At 50.7% G+C, this 23,884-nt stretch carries 17 protein-coding genes and 4 pseudogenes; 14 read left to right on the top strand and 7 right to left on the bottom strand.

The window, feature by feature from the left end; all coding sequences use genetic code 11:
* Nucleotides 1-6 precede the first annotated feature (6 nt).
* From prmB to queF, 5 genes and pseudogenes are all read right to left on the bottom strand, one after another.
* Entirely contained in the window at nt 7-921 is a 915-nt protein-coding gene (gene prmB / locus LMED105_RS14185) for a 50S ribosomal protein L3 N(5)-glutamine methyltransferase (protein ID WP_008252585.1), read from the bottom strand.
* On the bottom strand, nt 918-1,262 hold the full coding sequence (locus LMED105_RS14180; protein ID WP_008252583.1) for an ArsC/Spx/MgsR family protein: 345 nt from the start codon (nt 1,260-1,262) through the stop codon (nt 918-920). The genes prmB and LMED105_RS14180 overlap by 4 nt, the downstream gene beginning before the upstream one ends.
* A 16-nt stretch (nt 1,263-1,278) precedes the next feature.
* Nucleotides 1,279-2,090: pseudogene (gene dapD, locus LMED105_RS14175) on the bottom strand (2,3,4,5-tetrahydropyridine-2,6-dicarboxylate N-succinyltransferase).
* 27 nt (nt 2,091-2,117) lie between these two features.
* The gene (dapC, locus tag LMED105_RS14170) at nt 2,118-3,302 is read right to left on the bottom strand and encodes a succinyldiaminopimelate transaminase (RefSeq protein WP_008252576.1); all 1,185 of its coding nucleotides are present in this window, start codon (nt 3,300-3,302) and stop codon (nt 2,118-2,120) included.
* A 68-nt stretch (nt 3,303-3,370) separates the two neighbouring features.
* Complete coding sequence (queF, locus tag LMED105_RS14165; RefSeq protein WP_040513619.1) at nt 3,371-3,790, bottom strand: preQ(1) synthase; 420 nt, start codon at nt 3,788-3,790, stop codon at nt 3,371-3,373.
* A 194-nt stretch (nt 3,791-3,984) separates the two neighbouring features.
* Between queF and smc the strand changes: the two genes are divergently transcribed.
* From smc to LMED105_RS14140, 5 genes and pseudogenes are all read left to right on the top strand, one after another.
* Nucleotides 3,985-7,512 (top strand): chromosome segregation protein SMC, encoded by a 3,528-nt coding sequence (gene smc, locus LMED105_RS14160; RefSeq protein ID WP_040513618.1) that lies wholly within the window; start codon nt 3,985-3,987, stop codon nt 7,510-7,512.
* A complete protein-coding gene (locus LMED105_RS14155) occupies nt 7,509-8,591 on the top strand; it encodes a hypothetical protein (RefSeq protein WP_008252572.1) in 1,083 nt (360 codons plus the stop codon). Before smc ends, LMED105_RS14155 begins: the two co-directional genes overlap by 4 nt.
* 74 nt (nt 8,592-8,665) lie before the next feature.
* Nucleotides 8,666-10,659: pseudogene (gene ligA / locus LMED105_RS14150) on the top strand (NAD-dependent DNA ligase LigA).
* A 61-nt stretch (nt 10,660-10,720) separates the two neighbouring features.
* Nucleotides 10,721-11,596: a UTP--glucose-1-phosphate uridylyltransferase GalU gene (galU, locus tag LMED105_RS14145; RefSeq protein WP_008252567.1), complete on the top strand. Its 876-nt coding sequence runs from the start codon at nt 10,721-10,723 to the stop codon at nt 11,594-11,596.
* Between the two features lie 3 nt (nt 11,597-11,599).
* On the top strand, nt 11,600-12,346 hold the full coding sequence (locus tag LMED105_RS14140; protein WP_008252566.1) for an S-methyl-5'-thioinosine phosphorylase: 747 nt from the start codon (nt 11,600-11,602) through the stop codon (nt 12,344-12,346).
* Between the two features lie 31 nt (nt 12,347-12,377).
* Here LMED105_RS14140 and LMED105_RS14135 read toward each other — a convergent pair.
* Nucleotides 12,378-14,938, bottom strand: a pseudogene (locus LMED105_RS14135) ([protein-PII] uridylyltransferase).
* A gap of 49 nt (nt 14,939-14,987) precedes the next feature.
* A pseudogene (gene map / locus LMED105_RS14130) lies at nt 14,988-15,809 on the bottom strand (type I methionyl aminopeptidase); the annotation flags it as partial.
* Nucleotides 15,810-16,004: 195 nt separating this feature from the next.
* Here map and rpsB point away from each other — a divergent pair.
* The 9 genes from rpsB to LMED105_RS14085 form a co-directional block, all read left to right on the top strand.
* Nucleotides 16,005-16,760 carry a 30S ribosomal protein S2 gene (rpsB, locus tag LMED105_RS14125; RefSeq protein ID WP_008252558.1) on the top strand — a complete coding sequence of 252 codons (756 nt, stop codon included), beginning with the start codon at nt 16,005-16,007 and terminating at the stop codon, nt 16,758-16,760.
* Nucleotides 16,761-16,840: 80 nt separating this feature from the next.
* Nucleotides 16,841-17,731, top strand: a complete 891-nt coding sequence (gene tsf, locus LMED105_RS14120; protein WP_008252557.1) for a translation elongation factor Ts — start codon at nt 16,841-16,843, stop codon at nt 17,729-17,731.
* A 115-nt stretch (nt 17,732-17,846) separates the two neighbouring features.
* A complete protein-coding gene (gene pyrH, locus LMED105_RS14115) occupies nt 17,847-18,557 on the top strand; it encodes a UMP kinase (protein ID WP_008252555.1) in 711 nt (236 codons plus the stop codon).
* Nucleotides 18,558-18,623: 66 nt separating this feature from the next.
* The gene (gene frr, locus LMED105_RS14110) at nt 18,624-19,184 is read left to right on the top strand and encodes a ribosome recycling factor (RefSeq protein ID WP_008252553.1); all 561 of its coding nucleotides are present in this window, start codon (nt 18,624-18,626) and stop codon (nt 19,182-19,184) included.
* Nucleotides 19,185-19,191: 7 nt separating this feature from the next.
* The gene (locus tag LMED105_RS14105; RefSeq protein ID WP_008252551.1) at nt 19,192-19,980 is read left to right on the top strand and encodes an isoprenyl transferase; all 789 of its coding nucleotides are present in this window, start codon (nt 19,192-19,194) and stop codon (nt 19,978-19,980) included.
* 24 nt (nt 19,981-20,004) lie between these two features.
* On the top strand, nt 20,005-20,847 hold the full coding sequence (locus LMED105_RS14100) for a phosphatidate cytidylyltransferase (protein WP_008252548.1): 843 nt from the start codon (nt 20,005-20,007) through the stop codon (nt 20,845-20,847).
* A 14-nt stretch (nt 20,848-20,861) separates the two neighbouring features.
* Nucleotides 20,862-22,055 carry a 1-deoxy-D-xylulose-5-phosphate reductoisomerase gene (gene dxr / locus LMED105_RS14095; protein ID WP_156799713.1) on the top strand — a complete coding sequence of 398 codons (1,194 nt, stop codon included), beginning with the start codon at nt 20,862-20,864 and terminating at the stop codon, nt 22,053-22,055.
* Between the two features lie 13 nt (nt 22,056-22,068).
* Nucleotides 22,069-23,412 carry an RIP metalloprotease RseP gene (gene rseP, locus LMED105_RS14090; protein WP_008252544.1) on the top strand — a complete coding sequence of 448 codons (1,344 nt, stop codon included), beginning with the start codon at nt 22,069-22,071 and terminating at the stop codon, nt 23,410-23,412.
* Nucleotides 23,413-23,463: 51 nt separating this feature from the next.
* Nucleotides 23,464-23,884: POTRA domain-containing protein (locus LMED105_RS14085; RefSeq protein ID WP_040513616.1), on the top strand; the 421-nt coding region annotated here is incomplete at its 3' end.

The raw sequence follows: 23,884 nt of genomic DNA, 5'->3' as shown, positions 1-23,884 counted from the left end.
ATGGGTTTAGACCAAGTCTTCTTTGTTAAGCAAAAACACTTGTTCGTCACCTGCCGAGGTTTCAAGCCAAATGGGATTTAAATGCGGAAAAGCGGCTTCGAAATGCAGTTTTTCATTGCCAAGTTCAACCACCAGAAAACCGCCGTCTTTCAGGTGTTTGGGAGCCTGCTCAAGAATGTCCTGAATCAAGTCCATGCCACTGTCACCACCGGCCAAAGCCATCCGCGGCTCGTGCAGGTACTCCGGGGGCAGCTTTTTCATGGAAGCCTCATTCACATAAGGCGGATTGGTCAAAATGAAATCGTATTGTTTGCCATTCAGATTCGAAAACAAATCGGATTCAATGGCATGAACACGCTGCTTCATGTCGTGGAGTTGAATGTTTTCACGAGCAATACTCAAGGCCTCAGTCGATAAATCAACTGCATCAACCTGCGCATTTTCAAACACGTATGCAGCCAGAATCGCAAGGCAGCCTGAGCCTGTGCACATGTCCAGAATCTCGAATGGCATTTCAGGGGCATTTACCCATGGCGTTAACTGGTCGGCCAATAATTCGGCGATGAAAGAGCGCGGAATAATGACCCTTTCATCGACCTTGAAGGCGTGCCCTTGCAACCAGGCTTCGCCAGTGATGTAACTGGCAGGCTTGCGGTCAACCACACGCTGCGTAATAAAACGGATCAATCGATTGGTCTCGTGCGCGGTGACTCGTGCATCCCAGAATGGTCCCACATCACCAACTGGCAAACTGAGCGCAGACTGCACCATGTAAACCGCTTCATCAAATGCATTGCTCGACCCGTGACCAAAAAATACCTGGCCACGGCGCATTTCACTGACATAAAACCGCACCCAGTCGCGAACTGTATGCAGTTCTTTGGGGTCTACGGCGATATGTGCGGTGTGATCCTGATTCATGAATTGCCTTTGCTGAAATCGGTTTGCCCGATGGTGAGTACGCCGTTTAATTCGACGACCGGGCGTTTGATGATGCTGGGGTATTCCAATAGAAGGGCTTTGGCACCCTCGGGTGACTGGGCTTTGCCTTGCAGGCTTTCATCCAGACCACGCCAAGTGGTGCCTCTCCTGTTGATGACTTTTTCCAACCCGAAAGTACCGATCCATTCGTCAAGTAACTGAGCGGGCACACCGTGCTTCTTGAAATCGTGAAAAACAATTTCAACGTCATTGTTTTTCAGTGAAGCGATGGCCTTTTTCACGCTGTCGCAATTCGGAATTCCGTATACCTTGGCTGTCATCCTGTTGGTTTCTCCCTTATTCTGCGTTGCGCAGCAATTCGTTGATGCCGGTTTTGGCACGTGTTTTTGCGTCGACGCGCTTCACAATGACTGCGCAGTACAGGCTGTACTTGCCACAGGCACTTGGCAGTGAACCGCTGACCACAACCGAGCCGGCTGGAATTCGGCCGTAGGTCACTTCACCTGTTTCGCGGTTGTAAATTTTTGTACTCTGGCCGATGTAAACGCCCATTGAAATCACAGAGTTTTCTTCCACAATCACGCCTTCTACAACTTCAGAACGTGCGCCAATGAAGCAGTTGTCTTCAATGATGGTTGGGTTGGCCTGCAGGGGTTCCAACACGCCGCCAATACCCACGCCGCCACTCAGTGTACGTTTTTACCGATTTGTGCACATGAACCCACAGTCGCCCAAGTGTCGACATCGTGCCTTCGTCACATAGGCGCCAATATTGACGTAGCTGGGCATCAGCACCACATTTTTGCAATAAACTGCCGCGGCGAGCACTGCAGGGGCACTACACGGAGCCGCTTTCTGAAGTCTCTCGGTGTATCGACAAACTTCGTGGTACTGTCATAAACTGTGTGAAGCCACCGGCAGCCATGGGCTTGTGTCTTCCAGGCGGAAAGAAAGCAGCACGGCTTTTTGATCCACTGGTGGGTAACCCACTCGCCACTTTCTTTGGAGCAAACACGCAACTCACCGGTATTCAGTTTTTCCAGTACGTCGCCAACAGCAGCACGAACATCGGCTGGCGCTGAGGATGGAGAAATGTCTGCACGGTTTTCCCAAGCGGCTTCGATAATGGATTGATGGTTTGTTGTCATGGTGATTTCCTGTGTCAGAGATTGTTTTTAAATTTGTTGTGCGATTCGATTGGCGGCTTCATTGCATTCGGCCAGGCTGGCCACCAGTGCAATCCGCACATGGTTGCTGCCGGGGTTAAATCCATTCACCTCGCGACCCAAAAAGCTTCCGGGCAACAGGGTAACATGCGCTTGCTCGAACAGCCTTTTGGCGAAAGCTGTGTCGCTTTGTCCCACATCGGCCCAAAAGTAAAAGCCGGCAGGTGGAATGTGTAGATCAAGCTTGCCCTCAAGAATAGCGCTGAACGCTTTGAACTTGTCGGTATACAGGCGACGATTCTCGGCGACGTGTTCTTCATCGTTCCAGGCCGCCACGCTGGCCATTTGAATGGTGGTCGACATGGCCGAGCCGTGGTAGGTGCGGTAACGAAGAAATGCCTTGATCAGATCTGCATCGCCTGCCACATAGCCCGAACGTAACCCCGGTGCGTTTGAGCGCTTGGAGAGGCTGGAGAACACAATCAAGTTGTTGTAATCCGATCGGCCAAGCCGGCTTGCTGCTTCAAGCCCGCCGATAGGAGCTGCGGTGCCATCAAGGTAAATTTCTGAATAACACTCGTCCGAGGCGATGACAATGTTGTACTCGTCAGCCAAATCAAACAGCTTTTGCCAATCCTCAAGTGAATAGACCGCACCTGTAGGGTTGTTCGGGGAACACACGTACATCAGCTTTGTCTTGGCCAGTATGTCGGGGCTGAGTGCATGAAAGTCCGATAAACCTGTTGCGGGATCGATGTTGACGAAGACTGGGCTTGCGCCACCAAGAAATGTGGCTCCTTCGTAAATTTGATAGAAGGGGTTTGGAAAAACGACATGGGTGTCGACTTCACACCCGTCCAAAACAACCTGAGCAAAAGAAAATAACGCCTCACGCGAGCCTAAAATCGGCAAAACCTGAGTTTCAGGGTCTACCAAGGCATCAAATCGCCGCAGTATCCAGTCAGAAATTGCTTTTCTCAACACCGGCAAACCTTGCGTGCCCGGGTAAACCGACAAGCCGTCCAGATTGTCGACCAATGCCTGCTTGATCAGCGCAGGCGTAGGGTGCTTGGGCTCACCAATGGACAGATTGACGTGGGCCAGGCCACCTGTGTGCTGGCTGCCCGCGAACAATGCCCGAAGGCGTTCAAATGGATAAGGCTGAAGTTTGTCGAGGTTTTTCAAGGAGTTCACCGGAATTGCTGTTTAACCAATCGTGTTGAGCCAAGCGCTACTACGCGTGCGCTTCCAGCCCCTCGCATTTAGCCGCGAGTCGGGTTCATGGTTGAAATGGAGTCCAGTTCAACTTTCGGCAAAGGCTGAAAGCTGGCATGGCGGTGTTCAGCCACCACGGTGGTGTACACGCCGCCCCTAACGTACCATTTTGCGGTCAGTTTCATGTAACGGGGGTCGGTTGCGGCCACCAGATCGTCCAGAATCTTGTTGGTGACTGCTTCGTGGAATGCACCTTCTTCGCGATAGCTCCACATGTACATTTTCAGGCTTTTCAGCTCAACATTCTTCTGGTTGGGCAGGTAGTCGATCACCAAAGTGGCGAAATCGGGCTGACCTGTCAACGGACAAAGGCAAGTGAATTCAGGCACTTCGATGTGAACGTGATAAGGCCGATCCGGGTTTGGGTTCGGGAAAGTCTGTAAATCACGGCTGGGTTTGTTACTCATAATTCTCTCGTGGGCCTCTTGCGCCTGTTGGGGCCTTTGGCCAGTGTGGCGTTAAACAACTCAATCATCCTGCCAACTAAGGGCGAGGGCCCGGCGTAAAGCTCAAAGGCTTTGCTATTATAAGGTCAGCGGGTTTTCATGTTCCCGTGGGTTGAAGTTTTTATTCGTTCTATTGGTCTCATTTCCACTTCATCGTGCGATTAACTCACATTCGTTTAGCTGGCTTTAAGTCATTTGTTGAACCGACGTCCTTTGCCGTGCCCAGTAATCTGGTTGGCGTAGTAGGGCCGAACGGCTGTGGCAAATCCAATATCATCGATGCGGTGCGTTGGGTTTTGGGCGAATCCAAGGCTTCCGAGTTGCGGGGTGAGTCGATGCAAGACGTGATCTTTAACGGCTCGACTAACCGAAAGGCAGCCTCACGCGCCAGCGTGGAACTGGTATTCGACAATGCCGAAGGCCGCGCGGGCGGAAGCTGGAACCAGTACTCGGAAATTTCAGTGAAGCGCGTCCTGACACGAGATGGCGCCTCAACCTACTACATCAATCAGCAGGCGGTTCGTCGCCGTGATGTTCAGGACATTTTCCTGGGTACGGGCTTGGGGCCACGCGCTTACGCCATCATTGGGCAGGGTATGATTGCCCGAATTATTGAGGCTCGCCCGGAAGAACTGCGAATTTTCCTGGAAGAAGCTGCGGGGGTATCCAAATACAAGGAACGTCGCCGCGAAACAGGCAATCGCCTGGCCGATACCCGCGACAACCTGACCCGAATCGAAGACATTCTTCGCGAATTGACCAGCCAAATTGAGCGACTGGAACAGCAGGCCACCGTGGCCCGCCAGTTCAAGGAACTTGAAGAGGCCAAGAATACCAAGCAGCGTTTGCTTTGGTACATTCGGTACTCTGAGGCGCTGGAACAGAAAAACACCGGCCAAGCCAAGCTAGAGCGTGCCAAAGCCGATCTTGAGGCCATTCAAAGCAAATCGATCAGCACTCAAACCGAGCTGTTCGCCGTGCGTGAAAAACAAGTAGATGCACAGCAGCAACTTGAAAACGAGCAAACCCAATGGATAGAAGCCAACCGACAGGTCAGTCGCCTGGAAGCGGATTTGCGCGTGATGGCAGAATCGCGTGCCCGCTTGGGTGCCCGTGTGGCCGAGCTTGAACTTGAAATTCAGAATTGGGCTGTTCGCGAGGAAGATGCCAAGGCCCGACTGGAAGAAATCAGTGGTTCTTCTGAGGAACAGCAAGCCGAACTGGAAGAGAGAATCATCGCGCTTGAGGAAGCTGAACTGGCAGTTGAGCCTGTGGAGTTGGCCTTGCAGGCAGCGCGATCTGCGGTTGATCAAAAACGGGCAGGCGTGATGCAGATTCAGCAGGCGCTGAGTCAAGTGTCTTCTCAACAAGAATCAGCCAGCCGGGCAGAAAACACCATTCAAGTGAAGCTGGACAGGCTTGAAAGCGAAAAGCAGCAAATTGCTGCCCCGTCTGTGCATGAGTTGGATGAAGTGCAAGCCAGAGTTCAGTCGCTTGAACACGAGCTTGGCGTGGCCACCAACAACCTTGCAGACGTTGAAAGCAGGTTGGCGGCAGGTAGTTCCGAGCTTGACCATGTGCAAGCCGCATTCAATGCCGAGCGCGACAAACACGCCAACGCGCAAGCGCAATTGCAGGCACTTGAAAAATTAAATGAACAACTTGCAGAAAGCGCCGAGTTGAAGCCTTGGGTAGAAAGCAGCGGCCTGAGTGACACCCCTCGGTTGCTCGGCAAACTACAGGTGGAGCGTGGCTGGGAACGAGCGCTGGAGTCGGCATTGCGGGAATCGCTGGACAGTTTTCAGGTACGAACGCTGGACATGGTTGAAGGATTCGCCAAACAGCCGCCACCAGCGCGTGTTGCCTTTATTGAATCATCGGGTAACAGCGCCGGTACCAATCTATCGGTTGGCCCGGAAGACCTGGCCAGTTTGGTGCGCAGTTCAGATTCGGCCATTCAGCAATCCTTGATTCAATCGTTGGCTGGTTACCTTCTGGCCCCCGATTTGCAAGCTGCATTGGCAAAAAGAAAAAGCCTGAAACCAGGCCAGCGAATCTTTACGCCACAGGGACATTGCGTGAGCGCAACTGGGGTATCTTTTTACGCAGCCGACAATGCCCAAAGTGGTCGGCTTGAGCGCCAGCAGCAAATTGAAGCCTTGCGCACTGAGGTGCGTGCGCTCGACATGTTGAAAAATGAATCCATGGCCAAGCGTGATCAATTGCAATTGCGTACCGGCGAAATGAAAGCCAATGTGGTGCAAGCGCGTAATTTGGTTGAAAGTTTGACCAAGCGATTACATGAAGCCCAGGTTCAGCTGATTCGCTTGCAAGAACAGCAAAGCAGGGCAGACAGCCGCCGGGAGCAAATTGGTTTGGATCTCGCTTTGCTGCAAAGTGAACTGGAAGAACAGCGGGCCATTTTGCTTGAATCCGAAGACAAATACGCCGAACTGGACGAGCAGCTTGCGGTGGCCAGCGATGCACTGGAAAGTCAGAAAGACAAAGTGACGCAAGCGGAGCAGGCACTGCGTGACAAACAGGCGCAAGTTCAAAATGCATTGCGTAGAAAGCAGGATGCCGAATTCAATATTCGCAATCAGGAATCGCGCCAGAAAGAATGTGAACGCGACCTTGCATTTGCCAACAGTCAAATTCAGCAAATTCAGCAACGCAAACAACTTGCACTGGCGGAACTTGAAGGGCTTTCTGAAACCGAAGGTCAAGAGGCTTTGCAGGCTGCGCTCGAAGAACGGGTCATCGCAGAAGAAAGAGTAGCAGTTTCTCGCGATGCGCTCGAACAGATTATGGCAAAGGTTTCAGAGCTTGAACGAGCAGAAAAAGAAAGTGACAAACAGGCAGATCCCTTGCGGGATGCGGTTCAAGACCTTGCCTTGAAAATCCAGGCTGCCGAACTCACGATTGAACAGTACAAAAACTTGATGGATGAAGTGCAAGCCGATGTAAACGAATTGGGCCAGCAATTCGTTGCCATGGAGGTGCCTCCCAAAGCGTCTGTGCTTCAGGCGGAGGTCACGCGCCTTACCAACGGCATGCAAGAGTTGGGGGCCGTGAATTTGGCGGCACTGGATGAACTGGCTGCAGCAACAGAAAGAAAATCATTCCTTGACCAACAGGCTGGCGACCTGATCGAAGCCATGGAAACCCTTGAGGATGCAATCCGCAAAATTGACAAAGAAACACGCGACCTTCTTTCTGAAACTTTCGGTGTGGTTAACGGACATTTCTCGCGCCTGTTTCCCAAGTTGTTTGGTGGTGGAGAAGCACGCTTGGTCATGACTGGCGACGAAATTCTGGATGCTGGGGTACAGGTATTTGCTCAACCGCCGGGCAAGAAAAACGGCACCATTCATTTGTTGTCGGGTGGAGAGAAGGCACTGACTGCAACAGCGCTTGTTTTCGCGATCTTCGAATTGAATCCTGCACCGTTCTGCTTGCTCGACGAAGTCGATGCGCCGCTGGACGACGCAAACACCGAGCGCTTTACGCGCCTGGTCAAACAAATGTCTGAACAAACCCAGTTTTTGTTCATTTCCCACAATAAAATCGCCATGGAAATGGCACAGCAGCTGATCGGCGTCACGATGCAGGAGAAAGGTGTTTCCCGCATTGTTGCCGTTGATTTGGCGGCTGCAGAAAAAATGGCAACGGAAACCGTATGAACGACCTACAACTTACCCTGCTGATTGTTGGCGGTGGCGGCATTGCTGCCATGATCGCTTACAACTGGTGGCAAGATTATCGACTGCGCAAACAGGCCAGCGAACGGTTTGGCGAAACGGACCAGGACCCGCTGTTGAATACAGGTTCAGTCAAGTCCGGATTTGAGCGTACAGAACCCGGATTCTCGGGCTCGCAAGACTTTGCCCCTTCCACTGAATTTGATGAATCAAGTTTAGAGGCGAATTTTGATGCGCCCCAAAATGACAGTCATTTGCAAAATGAACCACAAATGACGATCGACAAACGTTTGTTTGCAGATTTCATCATCCGTTTTGACGAAGAGAAAGATGCCAATACCTGGAAAACGCTAGTCGACGGCCTGGAGCAAATCAATCGCAAGCGCATTATTTATTCTGCAAGCCCCGACACCGCGGAAAGCGCTGAAATACTCTGGTTTAAGGCCAGCCCCTATAGCGGCACAGCGAAATCCTTGAAGGCCAGCGTGCAAATTGCCAATCGCAAGGGGCCGCTGAGTTCGATCGAGTTTTCTGAAGTGCTTGGAAAATTCAAGCGATTTGCCGAAGACCAGAATGCAGACATTGAATTCCCCGAAATGAAAGAGGTCGTGGCCAAAGCCGAAACGCTAGACCAAGCTGCTGCTGCCCTGGATACGCTGTTGGGTCTACATTGCCTGTTACCGGAGACCGTGCAGGAAAGTACCGCTGTGGACATGCTTGCAGTGGCGGGGTGGGTACAAAAAGGTCATCAATGGTTTCTCAGCGATGAGTCGGGTACTTTGGCCAGCATGGTGATTCACAACGCACCCGGTAAACGTCTGCTGAGTTTCAGTATTGACGTACCAAATTCAGCGGAACCCATCAAAGCCTTGGGAGATATTGTTACTGTGTGTCATGGCATGAATGAAAAGTTTGGCGCACCGTTGATGGATGACTCGGGTAGAACCTTGAGTACGCAGGCGATTGAGGGTATTTACAACCAGTTGATTGAACGAGTGCGCAATCTGACCGACTCTGGCTTCAAACCGGGCGCACCCGTGGCTCGCATTTTGTTTTCATGACCAATCTGGATCTGTTTGACAGCAAGGGCAGTGGCGACAATTCCGATTCCAGGGGCGAGTCGCCAACTGTGGCCATGCGTCGCTTGATTGATCTGTTAAACCGCTGGGAGTATGCCTACTATGTGCTCGATGCACCTGAAGTACCGGACTCTGAATATGACAAGGTGTATCGGTCTCTTCAACAAATCGAGAACAATCACCCCGAGCTGATTCAGAATGACTCCCCCACGCAACGCGTCGGTGGCAAACCCGCAGATGGCTTCGAGCAGGTCAGGCACCGCGTGCCCATGCTGTCACTTGGAAATGCATTTGAGGACAGCGATGTGCTTGCCTTTGACCGACGCGTCAAAGAACTGGCCGACCTACCGATCGACACCACGATTGCGTACGCAGTCGATCCAAAGTTTGACGGCTTGGCGATTTCAATACACTACACCAATGGAATGTTTGACCAGGCCATTACCCGTGGCGATGGAACCGTGGGTGAAGACGTGTCCGCCAATGTGAAAACCATTCGAAGCTTACCCCTGAAATTGAAAGGCAGTGTAGTACCTGCACACCTTGAAATTCGGGGTGAAATCTTTATGACTAAAAAAGATTTCCTTCAAATGAATCAGCGACAGGCTGAACTTGGTTTAAAAGTATTTGCAAACCCGCGCAATGCTGCGGCCGGTACCATTCGACAACTCGATCCCAAAGTAGCCGCCAGTCGACCACTGCGGTTTTACTGCTATGGTGCAGCCCTTGAACGTGAGCAGCTGCGAGAACTGAAAAGTCAATCCGCCATGATGAAATGGTTGGCGGCCTTGGGGTTGCCTGTTTCAGAACTTAGCCAGACGGCCACGGGTGCCGAGGGCCTTTTAAGTTTTTATCGCAGCGTAGGCGGGCGTCGCAGCACATTGCCTTTTGAAATAGACGGTGTGGTTTACAAGGTTGATTCCTTTGACCTTCAGGATCAACTTGGTTATGTCGCCAAAGCACCTCGATTTGCGGTAGCTCACAAGTTTCCTCCCGATGAAGTGCTTAGCCGATTGCTGAACATTGAAGTTCAGGTGGGGCGCACAGGGTCAATCACTCCGGTTGCAAAACTGGAGCCAGTAAAGGTCGGTGGCGTTGTGGTGTCGTCTGCCACTTTGCACAATCTGGATGAAATTCAGCGCAAAGATTTGCGGGTGGGTGACCAGGTTTTGGTTCGCCGCGCAGGCGACGTTATTCCAGAGGTTTTACCTTTCCCGGGCAACCAACGCAGCCCAGTCAGCTCTGCTTTTGTCATGCCGACACATTGCCCAATATGCAACTCATTGGTTAGAAAAGAAGAAGGTGAGGCGGCCTTCAGATGCACGGGTGGTTTGGTCTGCAAAGCGCAACTCACGCAGTCCATAATTCATTTTGCGCACCGGCGTGCCATTGACATCGAAGGCTTGGGTAGTAAGCTGGTTGAAGTGTTGGTCGACAAAGAATGGGTGAAAACACCAGCCGACCTTTTTCGCCTTGAATTTGACGCTCTGGTTCAGCTTGAGCGCATGGGCGACAAATCGGCACGGAATCTGCTCGACAGCATTGATAAGGCCAAACAAACCACATTTGGCAGGTTTTTATTCGGCTTGGGAATACGACATGTTGGAGAGGCCACAGCTCGTGATTTGGCAGCATACTTCAAGAATGTTGAACGGCTGATGAACGCCTCGGAAGAGGAGTTGCTTGAGGTCACGATGTTGGGCCTGTGGTGGCTGCATCCATACGGCAATTTTTTGATGAACCAGCCAATCAGCAAGTTGTTCGTGAATTGATTTCGCTTGGGCTCTCCTGGCCAGCCGAGGAAACTCAGACTACGGATGAATCCCATCCTTTTTTTGGAAAAACATTTGTGCTGACTGGCACACTGAGTCAATACAGTCGAGACGAGGCTGGCGCGTTAATCGTTGCTCGGGGTGGAAAGGTGACCGGCTCTGTGTCTAAAAAAACCGATTATTTGTTGGCCGGGGAAGCAGCCGGCAGCAAACTGGAGAAGGCCACAGCCTTGGGCGTTGCGGTGCTTGATGAAAGTACATTTCAAGGTATGCTTTAGATAAATAATATTATTGCGTTTATTTTTTTATTTCCATTGAACGACCACTGAGCGAACAATCATGACCCGAGTTAGAAAAGCTGTATTTCCTGTTGCGGGTATGGGCACCCGATTTTTGCCTGCCACCAAAGCAAGTCCCAAAGAAATGATGCCCGTGGTCGACAAGCCACTTATTCAATATGCCGTTGAAGAGGCACTAGAAGCGGGTTTGAGCGAGCTTGTTTTTATTACGGGTCGAAGCAAGCGTTCTATCGAAGATCATTTCGACAAAGCCTATGAGCTTGAGGCGGAGTTGCAGGCTCGCGGCAAAACTGCCTTGCTTGAAATAGTAAAGAATATTGTACCCAGCCATGTGAACTGTATTTACATTCGCCAGATGGAGCCTTTGGGTCTAGGCCATGCCGTGCTTTGTGCAGAACCAGTTGTCGGCACCGAGCCTTTTGCAGTTTTGTTGGCCGACGACTTGATGGACGTGGACAAAGGCACGCCCTCGGTCACTCATCAAATGGTGAAGGTTTTTGAGCGGGAACATGCAAGCGTATTGGCTGTGCAGGAAGTGGATCCTTCTGAGACGAAGTCGTATGGTATCGTCTCCAGCACCCCCTGGAACAATCGTTCCGAGCGTGTCAACGCCATCGTTGAAAAACCAGATCCCAAAGATGCACCGACCAATCTCGCTGTGGTGGGACGTTACGTGCTGAATTCTCAAATTTTTGATCACATCCGTAAAACGGGTAAGGGTGCTGGCGGAGAAATTCAGCTGACTGACGGTATTGCCTCACTACTGGAAGATCAACCAGTATTGGCCTACCGCTTCACCGGAACCCGTTTCGACTGCGGCTCGAAAATGGGTTACCTGAAAGCGACTGTGGAACTCGGACTGAAACACCACGAGGTGGCTGCTGAATTCGCTCAGTACCTCAAAGACAGGAAGTAAACCATGTATGCAGTGTTGGGAGGAAGTGGTCTAAGCCAATTGCCAGGTTTTGAAATTACCATGCGAAAGGTTCAACGAACCCCCTATGGTGAACCATCAGGCGCACTCACGATTGGCATGCTTGCAGGCCATGAAATCGTTTTTTTGGCACGCCACGGCTATGGGCACACCATCGCCCCCCATCAAATTAATTACCGGGCCAACATCTGGGCTTTGTCACAACTGAATATTGACGGTATTTTGTCGGTGGCCTCAGTGGGTGGAATTCGCCCCGATTTAAAGCCCGGGCAATTGGTGGTTCCTGATCAAATCCTGGACTATACCCATGGGCGTAACGCCACATTTTTTGAAGGCGACAACCAGGCGGTGCAACACATCGACTTCACATGGCCTTACGATCAGGCGCTTCGTACGTCATTGTGTCTTGCGGCCGACTCTGTCGGTGAACAGGTGGTGCAGGGCGGTTGTTATGCCTGTACACAAGGCCCCCGTTTGGAAACCGCAGCGGAAGTGAAGCGCTTGGCACGCGATGGAGCAGATATTGTCGGTATGACCGGGATGCCTGAAGCCTGCTTGGCCCGAGAACTTGAAATACCTTACGCACACCTTGCGTTGGTGGTAAATCAGGCTGCAGGAGTCGGAGAGAGCGCGCAGGAAATTTCTCACGCCCAAATCAGCAAAACTGTCCACGAAGGAATGGGTAGAGTGATGGGCATCATCAAATCAATGGTGCAACTGCATGACGAATGAAAGGGCAGTGGATTGTGCACCCTCATTGTTCCTAAATTGACAACAACTCGAGAAGCTCGGCTTCCAGTTGAATTTGAAGCTTTCCTGAATTCAAAGACTGCCCGTACAGCAAAAAGGTATCCTCAGCCCGTTCACCCAAAGTCATGATTTTGGCGGTTTGTACGTTGACTTTGTATTGCGCCAGAAGCCTTGTAATCGAGTAAAGCAGGCCCGTACGGTCAGTGGCCGACACTGTCAATAAATATTGATTCCCTTTTTCATCTGGTTTCAAATCGACAGAAGGGCGCACTGGAAAGTGTCTGGATTGTCTGGACATTCGCCCGAACACGGGTGGTTCCAACGGTTGACGTTTGACGAGTCGGTCTTGAAGCTCTGCTTCGAGCAGCGAGAGGGTTTCCCGGTAAAACTCATGATGACTGTCGTGCTGAATCAGAAAAGAATCAAGTGCATAGCCGTGCGAAGTCGTGTGAATTTTCGCATCCAGAATGCTCAAATTCTTGGAGTCAAAATAGCCACAAATTCGGGCAAAAAGATCCATTTCATCGCGGGTATACACCAGCAGTTCCAAGCCTTCGCCAATCGGAGATAGTCGCGCCTTTACGATCGGCTGTTCAGCATCTACACGCCAGTACAGGTGCCGCGTATGCCAGGCAATATCGCTGGGCCCTTGTCTGAGAAAGTACGACACATCAAGCTGGGCCCAAAGTTTGTCCTGAACATCATCTGAAAGCGCATACAGTCGCAGAATTCGGCGAGCCTCTGCTTGCTGTTCAGCGAGCATTTGTCTCCGGTTGGGCGCCTCGCCACCCAAATACTTTAATGTCAGGCGATAGAGGTCTTCCAGCAGTTTGCCTTTCCATGCGTTCCATACTTTTGGACTGGTACCGCGAATATCGGCAACAGTGAGCAGATAAAGGGCTGTCAGGTTGCGGGGAGTTTAACCAGCGCAGCAAACTCCTTGAGTACTTCGACATCGGACAAATCTTTCTTTTGCGCTGTATTCGACATGGTCAAGTGGTGCTTCACCAGAAAAGCCACCAAATCAGTGTTTTCCTGATTCAAGCCATGATCTTTACAGAACTTGCGGGCGTCTACTTCGCCCAACACACTGTGGTCACCACCCCGGCCTTTGGCCACATCGTGAAACAAGGCAGCAACGTACAACAACCAATGGTCGTCAAAATTGGCCATTAATTGGCTGCAGTAGGGGTACTCGTGTGCGTGTTCGGCCATCGTAAATCGACGCAAGTTACGAACAACCGTCAAGATATGCTGATCAACCGTATACACGTGAAACAAATCATGCTGCATTTGTCCCACAATTTTCCGAAAGACCGGCAGGTACCTTCCCAATACACTGGTCTCATTCATGCGCCGTAACTCATGAACAATGCCTTGCGGTTGCTTGAAAAACTCGATAAACAAAGCCTTGTTGACTGGATTTTTCCTGAATTCGCTGTTGATTTTTACCCGGCTGTGCCACAGCTGTCGCAGCATTCGCGCACTCATGCCTTTCAAGCGTGGGTTTTGTTGCATCACGATAAAAGCGCGAAGCATTGCAGAGGGGTTTCGCGCGAACACGTCATCGTCCCGAATGTCCAGCAGAGAATCTGTTTCCTGAAACTCGTTGTCGATCACGACCGGCTCCGCATTGGCACCGAAAATCGACAGCTCAATATTTTGAAGCAATATAGTGTTCAGCTGCATTACCGCCTTGGCAGCCAAATAATACTGTTGCATCAGCTGTTCGCTTGATCGTTTTGCAGAAGTGGGACGATAACCCAAAGACTCCGCTAGCTGGGTTTGCACATCGTACACAAGTCTGTCTTCCCGGCGACCAGTGGTTACATGCAGTTGATATCGAATTTTCTTGAGCGTTCGCTCGTTATTTCTTAATTTGGCGGCTTCAAAGGGGGTAATTAAACCCTTTTTGGCCATTTCAGCCCAACTATTACCCAAATTGGCAGCCCGGCAAACCCACAAAATGACATGAAGATCGCGGAGCCCGCCAGGACTTTCCTTGCAGTTGGGCTCAAGGCTATAGGGCGTTTCCTGGTACTTGGCATGTCGCTGCCGAAGTTCAAGAGTTTTCTTGCGAAAAAAAGTTTTTACTTCAAGTAAATTCTTAAGACTAGAATTCAAAGATTTGAAGTTGCTACTGTTTCCAGCAAGTAATCGAGATTCTACGAGTGCGGTTTGAACAGTGATGTCCTTGCCAGCTTCCTCAACACATTGTGCCGTTGTTCTGACGCTGTGCCCGATTTCAAGACCAATGTCCCAGCCTGAGCCACAAAAGGTTTCAAGCTTCTCGGTGTTGATTTCATCGGGTTCCTTATCGATCAGGATCAACACGTCCACATCAGAAAAAGGAAACAATTCACCCCTTCCGTAGCCACCCACGGCGACCAGGCTGTATTGCTTCGGCATACCGATGGCGTTCCATAGAGAGACCAAAGCCTCATCCACACTCTCGCAACGCTTTTTCAAAACTGCTTCCACCGCAGATGCAGGCGTGTTTTGATCAAAAGGCGTGAGCCATTGATGGGCTTGGTTTTTCAAATGGGTTTTGATACTCACTCGCACCACATTCAAGTCAAGTGCAGCCGATTTATTCACCGTGGTCGCCGGTTTTTCGCTCAAGTCAAGCCGCCTGTGTTTTCAAACGTGGATTGGCTGGTGTGCCAGCCGACTGAGTCAAAATTTCGTAGCCATCGGCTGTAACCAAAACCGTGTGCTCCCACTGCGCTGACAAACTGTGGTCTTTGGTCACAATGGTCCAGCCATCGGGCATTTCCTTAATTTCCCGTCGACCCGCATTCAGCATGGGTTCAATTGTGAAAATCATGCCTTCTTGCAGTTTTACACCGGTACCGGGTTTACCATAGTGCAACACCTGCGGTTCCTCATGAAACTTGGTGCCAATTCCATGGCCACAAAACTCCCGAACTACTGAATAACCGAAACCTTCTGCAAATTTTTGAATGGCTGCGCCCACATCGCCCAGCGTGGCACCTGGCCGCACCTGCTCAATGCCAATCCACATGGCCTCGAAGGTGATCTCGCACAAACGCCGCGCCGCCAGTGAACCTTCGCCCACGATAAACATGCGACTGGTATCACCGTGGTAACCGTCTTTGATGACCGTGATGTCTATGTTGATGATGTCGCCGTTTTTAAGTTTTTTGGGTCCAGGTACGCCGTGACAAATTTGATGATTGACCGATGTACAAATTGATTTGGGGTAGGGCGTGTAACCTGGCGGCGCATAATTCAATGGCGCGGGAATGGTTCCCTGCACATTCACCATGTAATCGTGGCAAAGTTTATCGAGTTCTTCGGTAGTAATGCCGGCGACCACGTGTGGGCCGATAAAATCCAGCACTTCTGAGGCCAAACGGCCGGCAACACGCATTTTTTCAATGTCGTGCTCGTTTTTAATCACAATATCCATGGTTTTGTTTAATTCCTGCTTGAGCTAACGTATTTTAACCGAGTATAATCTCGGGCTGCTCTGGCGCTATGGCTAACTGACTTAGTTAGTTGACGCTTAAGAGTAAATTTAATGGTTTGTGCGACAGGGTGCTAGCAATTGTTGGTTTATTAACCCGATGTTGGCCCAGTACAAACCCATTTAACCCTGTCTATACTGGAGAAATTCATGGCAGCATCAATGCGCGAAATGCTGGAAGCTGGTTGCCACTTTGGCCACCAAACTCGCTTCTGGAACCCAAAAATGGCCCCTTACATTTACGGCCATCGTAACAAAATTCACATTATCAACCTGGAAAAAACCGTTGTTATGCTCGACGACGCGCTGAAATTCGTAAAGCGCCTGTCAGCCAACCGCGGCAACATCCTGTTTGTGTGTACCAAGCGTCAGGCCAAAGAAATCATCGCTGAAGAAGCACAGCGTTGTGGCATGCCTTATGTTGACCAGCGCTGGCTGGGTGGCATGTTGACCAACTTCAAAACAGTAAAAACATCCATCAAGCGCCTGAAAGACATGGAAGCCATCATCGCCGACGGCGGTACTGAGCGCATGTCCAAGAAAGAAGCCTTGATGTTCGCCCGTGAACTTGAAAAGCTGAACCAGTCAATTGGTGGCATTAAAGACATGCCTACACTGCCTGACGCCATTTTCGTGTGCGACGTGGGTTACCACAAAATTGCCATTACTGAAGCCGAAAAGCTTGGCATTCCAGTGGTAGGTATTGTGGATACCAACCACTCTCCAGCTGGTGTTAGCTACATCATTCCTGGTAACGATGACTCGGCCCGCGCCATCCGTTTGTACGCCCGTTCAGTAGCCGACGCCGTATTGGCAGGCCGTGACCAGGCTGTAAACGATGTGGTTGAAGCCATCAAAGGCGGCGACGATTTCGTTGAAGTGTCTGAAGAGGGAGCTGAAGGCTAACCAAGCCTTTGCCTTCCGATGGGGCGATCAGTCGCCCCTTTTTTTTATCTAATTCAGAATCCGACTTTAGGAGAAAATCAATGGCTGAAATTACAGCAGCAATGGTTAAAGTACTGCGCGAGAAAACTGATGCGCCGATGATGGAATGCAAAAAAGCCCTGACTGAAGCCGCTGGCGACATGGAAAAGGCAGAAGAAATTTTGCGCGTCAAGCTGGGTAGCAAAGCCGGCAAGGCCGCCGCCCGAGTGACCGCTGAGGGCTTGGTTGGCATTTATATCAATGATTCCAGTAATTTGGGAACGATTGTTGAAGTCAATTGCGAGACTGACTTCGTGGCGAAAAACGACGACTTCCTGGCTTTTGTGGCCAATGTGTCCAAGTTGATTGCTGACCACAACCCGGCTGATGTAGAAGCACTGTCAGCGTTGCCTTTGGGCGAAGGTACAGTTGAAACGGTTCGTGCAGCCTTGATCGGCAAGATTGGCGAAAACATGTCCGTACGTCGTTTTAAGCGCGTTGAAGCAAAAGGCAGCCTGAGCTCGTACATCCATGGTGGCAAAATTGGCGTGCTGGTTGACTACACTGGCCCCGATGAAAACGTGGGTAAAGACGTTGCTTTGCACATCGCTGCGACAAAACCAAAGGCCTTGCATGAAAGCGGCGTGCCACAGGAAGACATTGACCGCGAGCGTTCAGTGGCCAAAGCCAAAGCAGAAGAGTCTGGCAAGCCAGCCGACATCGCAGAGAAAATGGTTGAAGGTTCTATCAAGAAATTCTTGAAAGAAGTTGCCCTGCTGTCTCAGCCTTTTGTTAAAGATGACAAGCTGACCGTTGAAGCAATGTTGAAGAGCAAGGGTAGCGAAATAAATGGCTTCGACCTGTTCATCGTCGGTGAAGGCATTGAAAAGAAGGTAAACGATTTCGCCGCTGAAGTTGCCGCACAAGCTGCAGCCGCCGCCGCAGGCCGTTAATTCCTTTATTTGAAGAGGGGTTTCTCGACTCGGGAAGCCCCTTTTTATTTGCACGTCTACGAAGTTCTGTGCTTTACGTTATAGAATCCTGACAATGATCCAACAAGAGGCTTGAATGTCAGCATACAAACGTGTGTTACTCAAATTGTCAGGCGAAGCCCTGATGGGTGAAGACTCCTACGGCATCAACCGTCAAACCATTGAAAGAATGGTTGCTGAAGTTGCAGAAGTCTCCGCATCAGGAGTGGAATTGGCAGTTGTTATTGGTGGCGGCAATATTTTCCGGGGAATAGCCCCTGGCGCAGCCGGGATGGACAGGGCCACAGCGGACTACATGGGCATGATGGCCACTGTAATGAACGCACTGGCATTGCAGGACGCGTTTCGGCGTGCTGGCGTTGAGGCAAGGGTTCAATCTGCGCTCAACATTGAGCAGGTTGTTGAGCCTTACATCCGACCCAAAGCCATTCGATACCTTGAAGAAGGCAAAGTTGTTATATTTGCAGCAGGAACCGGGAATCCGTTCTTTACAACCGATACCGCGGCGGCATTGCGCGGCTCTGAAATTGGCGCTGAGGTTGTGCTCAAAGCCACGAAAGTAGATGGCATTTACACCGCTGACCCCAATAAAGATCCCACTGCAACCCGTTACGAGAGAATTTCGTTCAACGAAGCAATTTCAAAAAACCTCGAAGTCATGGACGCCACTGCATTCGCTTTGTGCCGCGATCAGAAGCTTCCAATTCGAGTATTTTCCATCAACAAGCCCGGCGCATTGCACCGCGCAGTTGCTGGTGAGAACGAGGGCACCTTGGTGCACATGTAACTAACTGACCATCCAACCGACTAATTAATCCACTAATTAATCCAATAAGGCAGTGAGAATTTAATCATGAGCGTTGCAAACATTCGTAAAACGACCGAAGAAAAGATGGTGAAATCCATCGAATCCCTGAAAACCGATTTGCAGAAAGTACGCACCGGACGCGCCCACACAGGCATTTTGGATCACGTACAAGTCGATTATTACGGCTCCATGGTGCCAATATCGCAGGTTGCAAACCTGAGTCTGGCTGATGCGCGGACCATTGTCGTTCAGCCGTGGGAAAAAAATATGGCCAATGCTGTGGAAAAGGCCATTCGCGAATCAGACCTTGGTCTGAACCCCGCGTCAATGGGTGAAACCATTCGTGTTCCAATGCCTGCCTTGACTGAAGAGCGGCGCAAAGAGTTGACCAAATTCATCAAAGGCGAAGGTGAGCAAACCAAAGTTGCTATTCGTAACCTGCGCCGTGATGCCAACGAGGCGCTGAAGCGCTTGGTGAACGACAAGGAAATTTCAGAGGACGATGAGCGTCGAGCGCAGGCAGACATCCAAAAATTGACCGACAAGTTCGTATCCGAAGTCGATCAGGTTTTGCAGTCCAAAGAAGCCGAAATCATGACGGTTTAAGTCGGTTATGACCGTCTACACTAGCTCAACATTGGATGTGCCCTGCACATCCAACATTCCAAAGCACGTTGCAATCGTGATGGATGGAAATGGCCGTTGGGCAAAAAGCCGCCTTATGCCCCGATTTGCGGGACACAAGCGTGGCGTAGACGCTGTCAAGCGCACAGTCCAGGCTTGTTGTGAACTAGGCGTTGAGCACCTTACACTCTTTGCTTTTTCGTCTGAGAACTGGCGCCGGCCCGAAGAAGAGGTCAGCCTGCTAATGCGCCTGTTTATACGAGTGCTGCGCAAAGACGTGGAAGCCATGCACCGTGAAAATATTTGCCTGAGAATTATTGGCGACACCACCGCGTTTGAGCCCGAGCTGCAGGCGGCCATCTCCTCCGCCGAAGAACTCACCAAAAACAACACCCGCCTGTTTTTAAACATTGCAGCCAATTACGGCGGCCGCTGGGATATTCTCCAAGCGACAAAAAGCATGCTGAAATGCAATCCTGAGTTGGCCAACAATCCGAATCAAATTTCGGAAACTGATCTTTCCAGACATTTGTGCCTGCAAGGCAGCCCCGAGCCAGACCTTTTCATCCGTACTGGTGGCGAGCAACGAGTATCCAATTTCCTGTTGTGGCAGTTGGCGTACACTGAGTTCTATTTCACAGATAAATTTTGGCCTGATTTCGGCAAGCCGATGCTGCTTGAGGCCATTGATTCCTATAACAACAGAGAACGACGCTTTGGTCGAACCTCCGAGCAAATTCAGCCCCCAGTGGCCAATGTTCGGCAATCCGCCCAGTGATTCAGTTCTCAATCGAGACATATCATGCTTAGAACGCGTGTGATCACGGCTGTGATCCTGCTGATCGTGTTGCTTGTGGTTCTGTTGTATGGCGGCGAAATCGGCTGGAATCTTTTCGTTTTGACAGTACTTGTGGGTGCATTCTGGGAGTGGGCTCGCCTTGGTTTGTATGAGCCAGTAAAAGCCGTCGCCTATGCAGTTGCGGGGGGCGCTCTGTGTGTCGTAATAGAGCGCTCGGTCAATCTACAAACCCAAGCCTTTCCTTTGCTTGCCTTGGCCAGCGTATTCTGGGTCGCTTTTGCCCCCTGGTGCCTCAGAAATGTATCCGTGGGTGTTATGGCCAACAAAACGCTTTACGGCCTGGTTGGCTTCATTCTGGTTGCCGCAGCGGGTTTGGCCTTGGTCATCACAAAAACCTACGGTATTGTTTTCCTGCTCAGCACCATCGCGATTTGCTTCGCTGCAGATATTTTTGCCTACTTCTTCGGTAAAACCTTCGGCAAACGCAAGCTTGCGCCCCGAATCTCTCCAGGCAAAAGCTGGGAAGGTGCAATCGGAGGGGCGTTCAGTGTGGTGGCACTCAGTTGGTTGGTTGTTTTGCTGGCAGCCTCCTATCCTGAACTGAAGAACACTTGGCAGGCCATGGCCTTTGAACGTTGGCACCCAATCGTGTTCACATTCTGGCTGGTGGTATTGAGCGCTTACAGTGTGGTGGGCGACTTGTTTGAATCGATGCTTAAACGCAGGGCTGGGCTAAAGGACAGCAGTCAATTATTGCCGGGCCATGGTGGCGTTCTAGACCGGATTGATGCACAGTTGCCCGTACTGCCCCTTGCAATTTTACTGGTTAGTGCAGTGGTGGCCTGAGTCGAACAATGAATTTGCAGAAGTTACTTATTTTGGGTGCCACTGGCACCATTGGTGTCAACACCCTTGACGTGATCGCAAGGCACCCGAATCGTTTTCAGGTGTACGGCCTGGCTGCAGGAAAAAACATTGAATTGTTGTACTCACAGGCCTGTGCGCACCGCCCCAAGGCCTTGATTATCTGTGACACCACAGCACTGGAACAGTGGCACGCCTTGGGTTTCAGCGCGAAACTTCGCGAGAAACTGGGTTATATGCCCGACATTGGGGGGCAGGCTGATCTTGAAGAGCTGTGTCAAAGCGCACAAGTTGATATTGTTGTCGCCGCAATAGTTGGCTCTGCCGGGCTAAAACCCACGCTTAGTGCATTACAAGCCGGGAAAAGGGTGCTGCTTGCCAACAAGGAATCCTTGGTACTTGCAGGGCAGTTCATGATCCAGGCTTGCTTGCGTTCAGGCGCCACAATTTTGCCGGTCGATTCGGAACACAATGCGATTTACCAGTGCTTACCCGCGAATTATGATCTCAGCAGAGCAAATGAATTCGGCATAGAAAGATTGGTTTTAACCGCGTCTGGCGGCCCTTTCAGAAACAAAAGTCTCGCGGAACTTTCTCAGGTCAGTCCTGCCCAAGCGATTGCGCATCCGAACTGGGTGATGGGGCGTAAAATTTCAGTAGACAGCGCCACCATGGCGAACAAAGGACTGGAATTGATCGAAGCGCTGTGGCTGTTTGGTCTACCCGCCAAACAACTTTCGGTACTGGTTCACCCTCAATCCATTGTTCATTCACTGGTGGAGTACAAAGACGGTAGCATGCTGGCACAACTGGGGTGTCCTGACATGAGAACGCCGATCGCTCACGTTTTGGGTTTACCAGACCGAATTGAATCAGGCTCACCCCGTTTGAATTTGGCTGCCTTGGGCAAGCTCGACTTCGAGGAACCCGACTTAAGTCGTTTCCCGATGCTAAAACTGGCTTTCGATGTGCTTGAGAAACCCGACACCATGGCCCCTGTGTTTAATGCGGCCAATGAAATGGCAGTAGACTTGTTTTTGAATGAAAAGATTGCTTATATGGACATTGTGAAGTTGACGCAAATGTGTATGTCCCGCTTTGCGTTGTCGTCCATTGCGAATCTGGATGACGCCTTTGCGTTGGACAGCGAAGTGCGCGCTTTTGCAACCGAAAGCGCTGAAAAGTTTTAAACACAGGATTTAAATGCTGAATTCAATTGTTTCATTCCTGATTGCCTTGGGCATTCTGGTTTTCATTCACGAATATGGCCACTACTCTGTGGCCCGCTTCTACGGCGTGCGCGTAATTCGGTTTTCTGTGGGTTTTGGAAAACCCATATTCAGGTGGATTAACCGCAAAACCAAAGTGGAATGGACTGTTTCATGGATTCCCTTGGGCGGTTATGTCCGAATGCTGGATGAGCGAGACCCAGACAGTCTCAAAGGCCATGACATTGAGCTTTCCGAGGCGTTCAATCGCAAACCAGTTGGTCAACGCATTGCCATTGTATTGGCTGGCCCCTTGGCCAACCTTATCCTTGCTGCCCTTATTTACGGCTTTTTGGCTTACATGCAACCCATGGGCCTTGCAACCCAGGTTTCAGAGCCAATCCCCAATTCAGTTGCTGCAAATGCGGGCTTGATGGGCGGCGATGAAATTACCGAGGTAAACGGCGATCGCACCAAAAACTGGAATGAAGTGTCTTGGGCGTTGATCAAAGCTCGGCTCTTCCGCGACGACCTCTCGATTAAAGTAAATCGTGGTGGATATGAGTTATTCCTTGAGCCGGTTCAATCCTCTGAGGTAGATGCAGAGCTGGGGCCCGCCCTGACGCGTGAGCTTGGTTTTTCTCCGGTCGAGAAAAGCGTATTGGTTCGAGCAGTGAGTGAAGGCAGTGCGGCTGCGGTCGCCGGTTTTATGGCCAATGACCAGTTGCTCAGTGTTGATGGTATTCCTGTTGAAACATCGGCCCAATTTACAAGCCTGATCAAAGAACGTCCGGCGCTGGAGACCACTGTTCGCATTCGCCGGAATGATGAAGACATCAGCCTGTTGGCATTACCTGAAAAAACCCAGCTTGAAAATGGCGAAACCATTGGTAGATTGGGTTTATCGATTGGCGGCGAGTCGGTGATCGTGAATAACCCCCTGAATCCGTTTGAATCGATCGTTGAGGGTACCGGCCGAATGATTGAAGTCAGCGTATTCTCGCTGGCCGCGTTGGGTAAAATGGTGACAGGCGATTTGTCCTGGAACCACCTCAGCGGGCCAGTGTCCATTGCATCGGCTGCCGGTGAATCATCAAGCCTTGGGATTCTTCCTTTTTTCGGTTTTCTAGCCATGGTTTCTGTTAGCCTAGGCATTTTGAATCTTTTGCCAATCCCTCTCTTGGATGGTGGGCACTTGATGTATTATTTGGCCGAAATCGTCAGAGGCAAGCCAGTTGATGAAGTTTGGCAAATTCGAGGTCAAAAACTGGGTATTTTGCTGATTGGCATATTGACCAGTGTTGCTTTTTTTAATGATATTCAAAGGCTAATTTTCTAAAGGCCTTCATATATTGGTTCCAGCCTGACGGGGCTGGTAGGAACGATCTGAATGACAATAAGAAGTACTCTGTTTCCAGCGCGCTTGGTTTACCCAGTCGTGGCCACCTGTGCTTTGTCGGTGGGCGTTGTACATGCCCAGGCAACCCAGTTTGTGGTGAAAGACATTGAGGTGGAAGGATTGCGCCGCACTGAAGCGGGCACGGTATTTAGCTACCTGCCCATTCGCGTGGGTGATACATTTACCGATGAAAAGGCTCTGCAGGCCATTCGTTCACTGTTTGCAACCGGTTTTTTTGAAGACGTCAAAATTTCGGCGAAGGGTGACGTGCTGGTTGTAACCGTGGTAGAACGCCCGGCGATCGCCTCCGTAGAAATTAATGGCACCAAGGAATTCGACAAAGAAACCTTGAAAGAGGCGCTGAAAGGCGTGGGTATCGGTGAGTCACTTATTTTTGACAAATCACTACTCG

This window comes from Limnobacter sp. MED105, assembly GCF_000170915.1.
Classification (GTDB): domain Bacteria; phylum Pseudomonadota; class Gammaproteobacteria; order Burkholderiales; family Burkholderiaceae_B; genus Limnobacter.
The sequence above is the reverse complement of the archived record's forward strand: the minus strand, read 5'-3'. Positions and strand labels throughout refer to the sequence as shown.

What these genes read in the sequence shown, in the direction of transcription:
- prmB (WP_008252585.1), bottom strand. Translation starts at nt 921, where the DNA reads ATGAATCAGGATCACACCGCACATATCGCCGTAGACCCCAAAGAACTG.
- LMED105_RS14180 (WP_008252583.1), bottom strand. Translation starts at nt 1,262, where the DNA reads ATGACAGCCAAGGTATACGGAATTCCGAATTGCGACAGCGTGAAAAAG.
- queF (WP_040513619.1), bottom strand. Translation starts at nt 3,790, where the DNA reads ATGAGTAACAAACCCAGCCGTGATTTACAGACTTTCCCGAACCCAAAC.
- LMED105_RS14155 (WP_008252572.1), top strand. Translation starts at nt 7,509, where the DNA reads ATGAACGACCTACAACTTACCCTGCTGATTGTTGGCGGTGGCGGCATT.
- galU (WP_008252567.1), top strand. Translation starts at nt 10,721, where the DNA reads ATGACCCGAGTTAGAAAAGCTGTATTTCCTGTTGCGGGTATGGGCACC.
- LMED105_RS14140 (WP_008252566.1), top strand. Translation starts at nt 11,600, where the DNA reads ATGTATGCAGTGTTGGGAGGAAGTGGTCTAAGCCAATTGCCAGGTTTT.
- rpsB (WP_008252558.1), top strand. Translation starts at nt 16,005, where the DNA reads ATGGCAGCATCAATGCGCGAAATGCTGGAAGCTGGTTGCCACTTTGGC.
- tsf (WP_008252557.1), top strand. Translation starts at nt 16,841, where the DNA reads ATGGCTGAAATTACAGCAGCAATGGTTAAAGTACTGCGCGAGAAAACT.
- pyrH (WP_008252555.1), top strand. Translation starts at nt 17,847, where the DNA reads ATGTCAGCATACAAACGTGTGTTACTCAAATTGTCAGGCGAAGCCCTG.
- frr (WP_008252553.1), top strand. Translation starts at nt 18,624, where the DNA reads ATGAGCGTTGCAAACATTCGTAAAACGACCGAAGAAAAGATGGTGAAA.
- LMED105_RS14105 (WP_008252551.1), top strand. Translation starts at nt 19,192, where the DNA reads ATGACCGTCTACACTAGCTCAACATTGGATGTGCCCTGCACATCCAAC.
- LMED105_RS14100 (WP_008252548.1), top strand. Translation starts at nt 20,005, where the DNA reads ATGCTTAGAACGCGTGTGATCACGGCTGTGATCCTGCTGATCGTGTTG.
- rseP (WP_008252544.1), top strand. Translation starts at nt 22,069, where the DNA reads ATGCTGAATTCAATTGTTTCATTCCTGATTGCCTTGGGCATTCTGGTT.